Origin of the sequence: Enterobacter cloacae complex sp. P27C, assembly GCF_014895705.1 — a bacterium.
GTDB classification, from domain to species: Bacteria; Pseudomonadota; Gammaproteobacteria; order Enterobacterales; family Enterobacteriaceae; genus Enterobacter; species Enterobacter bugandensis.
Genome location: NZ_JADBQB010000001.1, coordinates 373,985 through 386,154 on the forward strand (window position 1 = coordinate 373,985; position 12,170 = coordinate 386,154).

At 60.0% G+C, this 12,170-nt stretch carries 11 protein-coding genes; 6 read left to right on the forward strand and 5 right to left on the reverse strand.

The annotated features are described in order from the left end of the window. Positions 1–65 precede the first annotated feature (65 nt). From IM291_RS01850 to xthA, 5 genes are read right to left on the reverse strand one after another with little or no spacing between them, the layout of a single operon-like run. Positions 66–686, reverse strand: a complete 621-nt coding sequence (locus IM291_RS01850; RefSeq protein ID WP_192985971.1) for an ATP-binding cassette domain-containing protein — start codon at positions 684–686, stop codon at positions 66–68. Beyond that, positions 686–2,215: a thiamine ABC transporter permease gene (locus tag IM291_RS01855; RefSeq protein WP_192985973.1), complete on the reverse strand. Its 1,530-nt coding sequence runs from the start codon at positions 2,213–2,215 to the stop codon at positions 686–688. Before IM291_RS01855 ends, IM291_RS01850 begins: the two co-directional genes overlap by 1 nt. After that, positions 2,188–3,348: an ABC transporter substrate-binding protein gene (locus tag IM291_RS01860; RefSeq protein ID WP_370552178.1), complete on the reverse strand. Its 1,161-nt coding sequence runs from the start codon at positions 3,346–3,348 to the stop codon at positions 2,188–2,190. Before IM291_RS01860 ends, IM291_RS01855 begins: the two co-directional genes overlap by 28 nt. Before the next feature lie 15 nt (positions 3,349–3,363). Beyond that, on the reverse strand, positions 3,364–4,047 hold the full coding sequence (locus IM291_RS01865; protein ID WP_041910464.1) for a TVP38/TMEM64 family protein: 684 nt from the start codon (positions 4,045–4,047) through the stop codon (positions 3,364–3,366). A 6-nt stretch (positions 4,048–4,053) separates the two neighbouring features. After that, positions 4,054–4,860, reverse strand: a complete 807-nt coding sequence (xthA, locus tag IM291_RS01870; protein WP_032644863.1) for an exodeoxyribonuclease III — start codon at positions 4,858–4,860, stop codon at positions 4,054–4,056. A gap of 433 nt (positions 4,861–5,293) precedes the next feature. Here xthA and IM291_RS01875 point away from each other — a divergent pair, with 433 nt between their 5' ends. The 6 genes from IM291_RS01875 (at position 5,294) to spy (ending at position 12,149) form a co-directional block, all read left to right on the forward strand. Next, positions 5,294–6,514: an aspartate aminotransferase family protein gene (locus IM291_RS01875; RefSeq protein WP_192985976.1), complete on the forward strand. Its 1,221-nt coding sequence runs from the start codon at positions 5,294–5,296 to the stop codon at positions 6,512–6,514. After that, positions 6,511–7,545: an arginine N-succinyltransferase gene (gene astA / locus IM291_RS01880; RefSeq protein WP_041910463.1), complete on the forward strand. Its 1,035-nt coding sequence runs from the start codon at positions 6,511–6,513 to the stop codon at positions 7,543–7,545. Before IM291_RS01875 ends, astA begins: the two co-directional genes overlap by 4 nt. Then, positions 7,542–9,029: a succinylglutamate-semialdehyde dehydrogenase gene (astD, locus tag IM291_RS01885; protein ID WP_192985977.1), complete on the forward strand. Its 1,488-nt coding sequence runs from the start codon at positions 7,542–7,544 to the stop codon at positions 9,027–9,029. The genes astA and astD overlap by 4 nt, the downstream gene beginning before the upstream one ends. Further along, positions 9,016–10,341: an N-succinylarginine dihydrolase gene (astB, locus tag IM291_RS01890; protein WP_045261593.1), complete on the forward strand. Its 1,326-nt coding sequence runs from the start codon at positions 9,016–9,018 to the stop codon at positions 10,339–10,341. Before astD ends, astB begins: the two co-directional genes overlap by 14 nt. A 10-nt stretch (positions 10,342–10,351) precedes the next feature. Then, positions 10,352–11,317, forward strand: a complete 966-nt coding sequence (gene astE / locus IM291_RS01895) for a succinylglutamate desuccinylase (RefSeq protein WP_192985978.1) — start codon at positions 10,352–10,354, stop codon at positions 11,315–11,317. A gap of 337 nt (positions 11,318–11,654) precedes the next feature. Beyond that, on the forward strand, positions 11,655–12,149 hold the full coding sequence (gene spy / locus IM291_RS01900; RefSeq protein WP_028012795.1) for an ATP-independent periplasmic protein-refolding chaperone Spy: 495 nt from the start codon (positions 11,655–11,657) through the stop codon (positions 12,147–12,149). Positions 12,150–12,170 lie beyond the last annotated feature (21 nt).

Here is a 12,170-nt window from a genome sequence, read left to right on the forward strand (position 1 = left end):
CTGACGTCAGTAAAAGAGGAGGGCATTGTCGTCTCTCCCGAAACGGAAAACATTGCGTTAGCACATTATTGCCAGCGAGAAATCTCCATCACCTCGCCGCCGGGCGGAATATCGTCCTCGTCATGGGTGACCAGCACCACCGGAATATTGCGCGCGCGGACGGCGTCAAATACCCATGCCCGGAACGTCGTGCGTAACGCTTTATCAAGGCGGCTGAACGGTTCGTCCAGCAGCAGCGCCTGCGGCTCTGCGAGCAGGGCGCGCAGCAGGCTCACCCGGGCGCGCTCTCCGCCGGAAAGGGTGGCCGGATCGCTGTCGTAATGACCGCCAAGCCCGGCGGAATCCAGCGCCTGCTCGACCGCTTCTCGCCGTGCGCGCCCCGCGATCTGCTCAGGCAAGGCCAGCAGCAAATTTTGCCCAACGCTGAAAGGGTCAAACAGCAGCGCGTCCTGAAAAAGAATCCCCAGACCGCGGGATTCGACGGGCAAACCGTCGCAGCGGCGTTCGCCGATCCACAGTTCGCCCCGCGCCTGAAAATTCTCTGACAACGCGCCGACCATCCAGGCAAAGAGGGTCGATTTGCCGCTGCCGGACGGCCCCATCAGGGTGACAATCTCCCCGCGGGGTACACAAAAATTGACCTCGCGGAAAAGCGGTTCGATGGTGAGATCGTTGACCTTAAGCATTAGCGTAATCCTTGACGGTAGCAGCCCGCGAGCCGGGATAACAGCGCAGCAAGACCGAATACGACGCCCGTGACCAGCAGTAATCCCAGGGCACGGTTAGCGAGAACCGGGATGCTGCCTCCGCTGCTGAGCGCGACGGTCTCGGTGGTCAGCGTGGCGAAACGTCCCGCGCCCAGCCACAGGGTCGGCATATATTGGGCCATGCTGACGGAAAAGCCGGTGGCAAAGGCCAGCAGCGCAGGACGCACCAGCAGGGGACATTTCAGCAGGCAGAAAATTTTTGCCCGCCGCCAGCCGAGCGTTCTGGCGGTAAGGATAAGCCGGGGATCGATCCGCCGCCAGGCGGGCTGCAGCACCAGCAGCATCCACGGTAGCACCCACAGCAGATGGCTCCAGAGGACGGCGATAAAGCCTCCGTCGAGACCCAGATGCAAAGCAATCGCGTATTGCCCGGTGACGAGCGGCAGTGCCGGAAGGGCGAGCGGTAGCCACACCCACGCCGCGCCGCGCTGCGGTCCCCATTCCAGCCAGAGAAAAATGACGATCAGGGCGATAAGGCTCGAAAGCAGACCGAAGGAGAGGCTGGTTCCCACGGGACCTACGTCGTCCCGCTGCGCCAGCATCAACAGCACGGCGGCGCAAAGGAGGCCGCATGCGGGCAAAAAGCCGCTGAATGCGCGTTCAGGCAGGACGAGATGCAACCTGCGGCGCGTCCCGCTCAGGTCCGGAATCGCGCGACGCCAGACCTTCCACAGGCCGTACCCCAGCGCGGCAAGCGCGGCCAGCAAAAGAAGGAGCACCAGGCACAGCAGCGTCCCTTTCACCTGCTGCTGCGCGTCGCCCTGGCTCAGCCACTGCCAGGCCAGCACGGCCAGCGTGGGCGGGTTGCCGGGCCCGAGAACGATCGCTACGTCCACAACCGACAGCGACCACGCCAGCACCGCCAGCATAACCGCCCCGAGGACGGGCGCGATCGCCGGAAGGATCAGCCAGCTGAGCGTCTGAAAACGCCCGTAGCCAAAGGTTTGCAGGACGATCTTCTGCTGCGCAAGCCCTTTTTCCGGCAGCACGGCGTAAATGGCCCACAGCACAAATGCGCTCTCTTTGACCGCGAGCGTCAGGCCCAGCCCTACGCCGTAGCGGTCAAACGGCGGCGAACAGACGGTACAAACCTGATAAAACAGTCCGCCCTCGGCAAACAGCAGTAGCGCGCTGGTGGCGAAGGCCACGTGGGGGATCGCCAGCAGCCACGGCAGGCGCGTGCTGAGGCGCCGCCAGCGGGTGCCGGGCCAGAAAAGAGCCACGAGGGAAAGGGCGATAAACAAGGCCCCCAGCGTAGCGATAAGCGTTGAGACCAGCGTGGCAATGGCTGCCTGCGGCAGCTGAGGATCGTTTAGCAGCCGCTGCCAGTTCGTCACGGAAAAGGCCGGCGCGAACAGCACGGTGCCAGCGGGCAGGATCGGCAGATAAATCACCGTCATCGCCAGCCAGACAAGCCAGCCTAACGGGTGCCGTAACGACGCAGCCATTCCTGCTCCAGCGCGTTCACCCACGCGGACTGCGGCTCCGGGAGCACCTTCGGTAGCCCCTGAGGCGTGTGGGCCTGCAGCTGTTTCGCTTCACCTTCGGGCAGCGTTTTCGCATCCAGCACGCTCGGATCTCCCCAAATGGCCGGGTCGGCCTTGCGGATCTGTGCCTGCGGCGACAGCAGGAAATTGGCGACCACTTTCGCCCCCGCGCTCGCGCTGGCATTAGCCGGAATAGCGACAAAATGCACGTTGCCGAGCATCCCGCCCTGAAAACCAAAGCTGTAGCTGTCGGCAGGCAGTTCGCCGCTCGCCACTTTTTGCTGCGCATGCGCCGGGTTAAAGGTCAGCGACAGGTTCAGACTTCCGCTGGCGAGCAGGGCATCCATCCGGGCGGGTGAGGGAGGGAAGTCTTTTCCTTCACGCCACAGCAGCGGGTGCAGTTTATCGAGGTAGGCCCAGAGCGGCGCCGTAACCTGGGCAAACGTATCATCAGGCGCTTTTTGTAACGCCTCGGGATTCGTCGTAAGCGTCAGCAGCAGCTGCTCAAGAAAGGCCGTGCCGGTAAAATCGGGTGGGCGAGGATAGCTCACCTTGCCCGGGTGCTGCTGCGCGTACGCCAGCAGCGCCTGCGGATCCTCCGGCGGCATTGGCATGCTGGCTTTGCGGGCAATAAAAGTCAGCTGCGCGCCGCCCCACGGCGATTCCGCCCCGTCGGTGGGAATCGCAAAATCTTCCGTAACGGGTTTACGGGTATCGACATAGCGCCAGTTGGGCAGACTCTGCGCCCACCCGGTTTGCAGCAGGTTCGCCTCTTTTAGCGTGCGGAAGTTCTCGCCGTTCACCCACAGGAGGTCGACCGAGCCGTTGGTCTTACGCCCTGCGGCGGCTTCCGTCTGAATACGTTTGACCGCATCGGCGGCATCCGCCAGCGGGACGATTTTTAGGGTGATGGAATAGTGCGTTTGCATCTCACCGCTGACCCACTCAAGGTAGCGGTTAACCGCCGGATCGCCGCCCCAGGCGTTAAACCAGACGGTCTGGCCTTTGGCCTGCTGTTGAATAGCTTGCCAGCCGTCGGCGGCATAGAGGGGGGCTGCCAGCAGCAGACCGGTCAGAAACGTGCAAAAACGCACACGGCGCATAATGCCTCACTTTTTATCAGCAGGGAGATAGCGGGAAAACAGCCGGCGCGTAACCAGCGGTAATAACCCCAGTAGTGTAAAGGCGAATACCGCGCCCGGCGACAAAATATCGCGCAGCGATGCCACTTTTCCCAGCTCCCGCCCGGCGTTCAGAAAGATAACCGTCGCGGGCAGCATGGCGAGCTGGCTGACCCACCAGTAGCGCCGGACCGTGATGCGGGTCAGCCCCATCAGTAAATTCACCAGGAAAAACGGGAACAGCGGCATCAGGCGCAGGGCAAAAAGATAGCCCGCGCCGTCGCGCGCCATGCCCGCATTTACCGTTGCCATCTGTCGGGCAAACCGCCGCTGCACCCAGTCGCGCAGCAGGTAACGGCTGGCGAGCATCGCCAGCGTGGCCCCGAGCGTGGAGGCAAACGAAACCAGCACGGTGCCTTCCCACAGCGTAAATAACGCCCCGCCCAGCAGGGTCAAAACCGCCGCGCCGGGTATCGAGAGAGCGGAAACCGCCACGTAAAGCGCAAAGAAGATCAGCGCGCTACGCAGCGGCGCGTGGTCGACATGGGAGAGTAGCGTCTGCTGGTGGGTTTTAATTCCTGCCAGAGAGAGCGTGTCAGGCGGCAGAATGACAAATGTCATAAGAAATGCGCCCAGAAGGGCGCACAGGAAGAGTGTTTTTCGTATGTTCACGCGCGATTACAGCTTGAATTTAGCCCATACCGGCGCGTGGTCCGACGGTTTTTCCATGCTGCGGATGTCGTAGTCGATCCCGGTTTCGATGCAGCGCTCCGCCAGCGGTGTACTCGCCAGCAGCAGATCGATACGCAGGCCGCGGTTGTCGTCAAAGCCCTTCGAGCGGTAGTCAAACCACGAGAAGCGGTCCTGCGTTTCCGGGTTGGCATTGCGGAAGGTATCCACCAGGCCCCAGCCCAGCAGGCGCTCCATCCACTCACGCTCTTCCGGCAGGAAAGAACATTTGCCGGTGCGCAGCCAGCGCTTGCGGTTCTCTTCGCCGATGCCGATATCCAGATCCGTCGGGCTGATGTTCATGTCGCCCATAATTAGCACCGGATTCTCTTTTTTCAGTTCGGTCGTCAGATAGTTCTGCAGATCCTGATAAAACTTCGCTTTGGCCGGGAATTTTGTCTCGTGATCGCGGCTTTCACCCTGCGGGAAATAGCCGTTAATGACCGTAATATTCCCGAGCGCGGAAGGCACTTCCGCCATGATGATGCGGCGCTGGGCTTCTTCACCGTCGCCGGGGAAGCCGCGGCGCACGGAAACCGGCGTGTCTTTGGTGAGCAGCGCGACGCCATAGTGACCTTTCTGACCGTGGTAAAAGACGTTGTAGCCGAGTTTCGCCACCTCTTCGAGGGGGAACATGTCGTCGTGAACCTTGGTCTCCTGCAGGCCGATCACATCTGGCTGATGTTGCTCAACAATGGCTTCTAGCTGATGAGGGCGGGCGCGCAGGCCGTTGATATTAAAAGAGACAAATTTCATAGTCGCTGCCAGTGCAAGGTGAATAGTGCATGGATGGTAGCAGAATTTGCGTCAACTGTTACCGGGTTCGACCAATAACTGCGACAGATATTGCCGGTGGTGCAATATTTGCACCATTCTGACGCGCTTCGCCCTCAAACAGGGCGTAAAGGGCCGATAAATTTCGCGAGCGATCACAATTCAAGAATTATATTTGGCCTGTGCATACTCTTTCTGATTTTCATGCGGCAAAGCGCCGCTTGTCGTAAAAATATTCACTTTTTATGCACTAACAGTGAATAACTCCATATTGTAACCTATTGATATTCTGTTACCTCACCCCGTTTATGCATTTTTATCGCTGGCTGGCACGAAGGCTGCAATCTACATTCACAGTGCAAACACTCAATTATTTAACATTCAAATAACTTTTTATTTACCGGATGAGGTCGCTATGTCTCTGTCAATTACGCGTGAAAATTTCGATGAATGGATGATGCCGGTTTACGCTCCGGCGGCTTTTATTCCGGTTCGCGGGGAAGGCTCACGCCTGTGGGATCAGCAGGGTAAAGAGTATATCGACTTTGCCGGGGGGATTGCGGTGAATGCGCTGGGTCATGCCCACCCGGCGCTGCGTCAGGCGCTGAACGACCAGGCGGCGAAGTTCTGGCATACCGGCAACGGCTTTACCAACGAGTCCGCACTGCGCCTGGCGAAAAAGCTGATTGACGCGACCTTCGCTGAAAAAGTCTTTTTCTGTAACTCCGGCGCGGAAGCCAACGAAGCGGCGCTGAAGCTGGCGCGCAAATATGCCCACGACAAGTTTGGGACGCACAAGAGCGGGATTGTGGCGTTTAAAAATGCGTTCCACGGGCGCACGCTCTTTACCGTGAGCGCGGGCGGCCAGCCTTCTTATTCGCAGGATTTCGCTCCGCTGCCGCCGGATATTCGCCACGGCATTTATAACGATCTGCAGTCCGCCAGCGAGCTGATTAACGACACCACCTGCGCGGTGATTGTCGAACCGATGCAGGGCGAGGGCGGCGTGCTTCCGGCGCAAAAGGCATTTCTGCAGGGGCTGCGCGAGCTGTGCGACCGTCACGACGCGGTCCTGATTTTCGACGAAGTGCAGACCGGCGTGGGCCGCACCGGCGAGCTGTATGCCTATATGCACTACGGCGTGACGCCGGACGTTCTCTCTACCGCCAAAGCGCTGGGCGGCGGCTTCCCGATTGGCGCGACGCTGACCACCGATAAATTCGCCAGCGTGATGACCGTGGGCACCCACGGCACCACCTACGGCGGCAACCCGCTGGCGACCGCCGTCGCCGGAGAGGTGCTCGACATCATTAACACCCCTGAGGTGCTGAAGGGCGTTAAGCAGCGTCACGAGTGGTTCGTTGAGCGCCTGAACGCCATTAACGGCAAGCTTGGCCTGTTTAAAGAAATTCGCGGCCTGGGGCTGTTGATCGGCTGCGAGCTCACGGCTGAGTTTGCCGGAAAAGCGAAGCTTATTTCACAGGAAGCGGCAAAAGCGGGCGTGATGGTGCTGATTGCCGGTGCCAACGTGGTGCGTTTTGCCCCTGCGCTGATTGTCAGCGAGGAAGAGGTGCAAACCGGTCTGGATCGTTTTGCGCTGGCGTGTGAGAAGGTGAAATCCGGGGTGTCATCATGATGGTCATCCGTCCCGTTGAGCGCGGCGATATTGCCGGGCTCATGCAGCTTGCCGGTAAGACGGGAGGCGGGCTGACCTCGCTTCCTGCCGATGAAAAAACGCTGTCGGCGCGCATTGAGCGCGCCCTGCAAACCTGGCAGGGGACGTTGCCAAAAAGCGAACAGGGTTACGTGTTCGTGCTGGAAGACACCGAAACGGGGAGCGTGGCCGGGATCTGCGCCATCGAAGTGGCCGTCGGGCTTAACGACCCGTGGTACAACTACCGCGTCGGCACCATGGTTCACGCCTCGAAAGAGCTGAACGTCTATAACGCGCTGCCCACGCTGTTTCTCTGTAATGACCACACGGGGGCCAGCGAGCTCTGCACGCTGTTCCTCGACCCGGCGTGGCGCAAAGAGGGCAACGGCTATCTGCTCTCCAAATCGCGCTTTATGTTTATGGCCGCTTTCCGCGATCGCTTTAACGAAAAAGTGGTGGCAGAGATGCGCGGCGTGATCGACGACAAAGGCTACTCGCCCTTCTGGGAGAGCCTGGGCGAGCGTTTCTTCTCGATGGAGTTCAGCCGGGCGGACTATCTCTGCGGCACCGGCCAGAAAGCGTTTATCGCGGAGCTGATGCCTAAACATCCTATCTATACCCATTTCTTAACGCCGGAAGCGCAGGCGGTAATTGGCGAAGTGCATCCGCAAACCGCGCCTGCCCGCGCGGTGCTGGAGAAAGAGGGCTTCCGCTACCGTAACTATGTCGACATCTTTGACGGCGGGCCAACGCTTGAGTGCGATATCGACCGCGTGCGCGCCATCCGCAAAAGCCGCCTGGTTGAGGTATCCGAAGGCCAGCCCGCGCCGGGTGACTGGCCGGCATGCCTGGTGGCGAACGAAAATTACGCCAACTTCCGCGCCATGCTGGTGCGGACCAACCCGAAATGTGAACGTCTGGTGCTGACGGCTGCAGAGCTGGATGCCCTGAAATGTAACGCCGGCGATACGGTTCGCCTGGTGCGTCTCTGCCCTGAGGAGAAAACAGCATGACATTATGGATTAACGGTGACTGGGTAACGGGCGAAGGCGAACAGCGCGTAAAAACCAATCCAGTTGGAAAAGAGGTGCTGTGGAAGGGAAATGACGCCAGCGTCGCGCAGGTCGAGCAGGCCTGCCGTTCCGCACGACACGCGTTTCCCGCGTGGGCAAAACGGCCATTCGCCGAGCGCCAGGCGCTTATTGAAAAATTTGCCGGACTGCTGGAGGCCAACAAGGCCGAGCTGACGCGCATCATTGCGTCCGAAACCAGCAAACCGCGCTGGGAAGCGGCGACCGAAGTGACGGCGATGATCAATAAAATCGCTATTTCGGTTAAGGCGTACCACACCCGCACCGGCGAGCAGCATACCGAGATGCCGGATGGCGCGGCCACGCTGCGCCACCGTCCGCACGGCGTGCTGGCGGTGTTTGGCCCGTATAACTTCCCTGGGCATCTGCCGAATGGTCACATTGTGCCCGCGCTGCTGGCGGGCAATACCGTCATCTTCAAACCGAGCGAGCTTACACCGTTAACCGGCGAGGCGGTGGTGAAGCTGTGGGAGCAGGCCGGGCTGCCGCCGGGCGTGCTGAACCTCGTGCAGGGCGGGAGGGAAACCGGTCAGGCGCTGAGCGCGCTGAGCGATATCGACGGCCTGCTGTTTACCGGCAGCGCCGGAACGGGCTATCAGCTGCACCGCCAGCTAGCGGGGCAGCCGGAGAAAATTCTGGCGCTGGAGATGGGCGGCAACAACCCGCTGATTGTCGAAGATCCTGACGATATCGATGCCGCGGTGCACCTGACGATCCAGTCCGCCTTTATTACCGCCGGACAGCGCTGCACCTGCGCCCGCCGCCTGCTGGTCAAGCGCGGCGCGCAGGGGGATGCCTTCCTGAAGCGTCTGGTAGAGGTGAGCGCGCGGCTGGTGCCTGCCGCGTGGGATGCCGATCCGCAGCCGTTTATCGGCGGGCTGATCTCCGAACAGGCCGCGCTGAACGTGCTCAACGCCTGGCAGGACCACGTAGCGCGCGGGGCGAAAACCCTGCTGGAGCCGAAGCAGGTTCAGCCGGGTACCTCGCTGCTGACGCCGGGCATCGTTGAGATGAGCGGTGCGAGCAGCGTGCCGGATGAAGAGGTGTTTGGCCCGCTGCTGTGCGTCTGGCGTTACGACGATTTTGATGCGGCCATTGCGATGGCGAATAACACCCGCTACGGCCTGTCGAGCGGGCTGATATCGCCGCATCGCGAGAAGTTTGAACAACTGCTGCTGGAAGCGCGTGCCGGGATCGTGAACTGGAATAAACCGCTGACCGGGGCGGCGAGCACCGCGCCGTTCGGCGGCGTGGGCGCCTCGGGCAACCATCGCGCCAGCGCCTGGTATGCCGCCGATTACTGCGCGTGGCCGATGGCGAGTCTGGAAACCCCGGCTCTGACGCTGCCGGCGACGCTTAATCCGGGGCTCGATTTTACGAAGGGAGAAGGCCATGAAAGCGCGTGAAGTCAACTTTGATGGGCTGGTGGGGCTGACGCACCACTATGCCGGTCTCTCCTTTGGTAATGAAGCCTCGACGAAGCACCGCTTTCAGGTCTCCAACCCGAAGCTGGCGGCGAAGCAGGGGCTGCTAAAAATGAAGGCGCTGGCGGATGCCGGCTTCCCGCAGGCGGTGATCCCGCCGCAGGAACGCCCTAACGTGGCGGTGCTGCGCCAGCTAGGATTTAGCGGTACGGACGAGCAGGTCGTCGAAAAAGCGGGTACGCAGACGCCGCATTTGCTCTCTGCGGCAAGCTCTGCCTCTTCAATGTGGGTGGCCAACGCGGCCACCGTCGCGCCGTCAGCCGATACGCTGGATGGTAAAGTCCATCTGACGGTGGCGAACCTGAATAATAAGTTTCATCGCGCCACCGAAGCGGACACCACCGAGCGCGTGCTGCGCGCTATTTTCAAGCATGACGCCCATTTTGAGATCCATCAGGCCCTGCCGCAGGTGGCGATGTTTGGCGACGAAGGCGCGGCCAACCATAACCGGCTGGGTGGCGATTACGGCGATCCCGCCGTGCAGCTGTTTATCTACGGGCGGGAAGAGGGCGGCCACGCCGCGCCGACCCGTTATCCAGCGCGTCAGACGCTCGCGGCCAGCCAGGCGGTTGCGCGCCTGAACCAGGTCAATCCTTCCCAGGTGATTTTTGCCCAGCAGAACCCGCACGTGATCGACCAGGGCGTGTTCCATAACGACGTGATTGCCGTGTCCAACCGCCAGGTGCTGTTCTGCCATGAGCAGGCCTTTGCCCATCAGGATAAGCTGCTCGCCACGCTGCACGAACGCGTGCCCGGCTTTATGCCGATCCAGGTGCCAACGCAGGCGGTCAGCGTGCAGGACGCGGTCGAAACCTATCTGTTCAACAGCCAACTGCTGAGCCGCGATGACGGCAGCATGATGCTGGTGCTGCCGCAGGAGTCCCGGGATCATCGGGGCGTGTGGCGCTACCTCACCGAACTGGTGAAGGCCGATAACCCGATTGACGAGCTGCGCGTGTTTGACCTGCGCGAAAGCATGGCTAACGGCGGTGGCCCCGCCTGTCTGCGCCTGCGGGTCGTGTTAACGCCAAATGAAATACAGGCCGTTAACCCGGCAGTCATGATGAATGAGACGCTCTTTAACACCCTGAACGACTGGGTGGACCGCTACTATCGCGACCGGTTAACGCAGGCCGATCTGGTTGACCCGCAACTGCTGCGCGAAGGGCGCGAGGCGCTGGACGCGTTATCGTCAATCCTGCAGCTGGGCTCGGTTTACCCGTTCCAGCGCTAAAGGAGTGGATATGGAAAATTTACTGGCGCTGACCCTGGCCGATGAAACGCCGGACCAGAGTGAGGGGGAAGGCCCCTCATTCCGCTGGCGGTGGCTGGGGCGCGGGGTGCTTGAGCTGACGCCGAAGGCCAGCAGTGCGTTATCGCTGCTGCTTTCCTCGGGGATCCATGGGAATGAAACCGCACCCGTTGAGATCGTCGATGGGCTGCTGCGCGCGCTGTATCGCGGCGAGATATCCCTTGCGTGCCGCGTGCTGGTGGTGCTTGGCAATCCGCCTGCGCTGGCGCAAAACAAACGGTACCTGGTTAGCGACATTAACCGCATGTTCGGCGGTCGCTGGTCGCAGTTTCCGCAGAGTGACGAAACGGCGCGCGCGCAGTGGCTGGAGAACGTCGTGACGACGTTTTTTGCCGTGGCGGGACCGGCGCGCTGGCATCTGGATCTGCATACGGCGATCCGCGCCTCTTACCATGTCAGATTCGGCGTTCTGCCGCAGCGCAATCAGCCGTGGGATGAAGCGTTTCTGAGCTGGCTGGGGGATGCCGGGCTGGAGGCGCTGGTGTTTCATCAGTCGCCGGGCGGGACCTTTACTCACTTCACTTGCGAACGGTTTGGCGCGCTGTCCTGTACGCTGGAGCTGGGAAAAGCGCTACCGTTCGGACAGAACGATCTCACGCGCTTTGTGCCAACGGAGCTCGCGCTTCGGGCGCTGCTCGGTGGGACGGCTACCGAGCACGCACATCAGCCCGTTGAGCGGTACCGGGTCGTTCAGCAGATCACCCGCCGCAGCGAGGCTTTCCAGCTTCACATGGCCGCGCACACCCTGAACTTCACGCCGTTTCGCAAAGGGGCTCTGCTGGCGGAAGATGGCGAAGAGCGTTACGAGGTGCAGAAAACCACCGAATATGTGCTGTTCCCCAACCCCTCCGTAGCGTTTGGCCTGCGGGCCGGTCTGATGCTGGAAAAACTCACCTGAACCTTTCCCCTCTCACCATCCGGGAGGGGAAGTAAATATGTTTTCTTAGCGATTAAAGCGCTCTGATTTCTTTTACGGAATATTCCTGGCGAATTGCTTTATTATTCACCGTTACTTCGTTATACTTCTGCTTAATAGCTTTAAAATCATCGTATTGAATATTTCTTGTTGCAACTCTCCACGCTTTATCCTTATTTCCTCCACATTTGGCGAAAAATTGTTTTTTACACTTTCATTGTTTTACCGTTGCTCTGATTAATTGACGATAAACCCCGTAAAGTTAATCTCGTCAACACGGCATAGCGCCGAAGAATAACTGAAAGAAAGGAAATAAATTATGCGTAAGTTTACTGCACTGTTTGTTGCTTCTACCCTGGCTCTGGGCGCTACCAGCATGGCGTTCGCCGCAGATACCGCAACCACCACCGCCGCGCCAGCTGAAGGCAAAATGATGATGCATCATAAAGGCAAGCCGGGTATGCACCACGAGATGATGATGTTCAAAGATTTGAACCTGACGGACGCGCAGAAGCAGCAGATCCGCGACATCATGAAAAGCCAGCGTGACCAGATGAAGCGTCCTCCGCTGGAAGAGCGCCGCGCAATGCATGACATCATTGCCAGCGACAGCTTCGATAAGGCGAAAGCCGAAGCGCAGATCGACAAAATGGCCGAGCAGCACAAAGCCCGCATGCTGGCCCACATGGAAACCCAGAACAAGATCTACAACATTCTGACCCCGGAACAGAAAAAACAGTTTAATGCTAATTTTGAGAAGCGTCTGACAGAACGTCCGGCGATGGAAGGTAAAATGCCAGCACCAACCGAATAATCGGTTCACTCTCTTAAGACC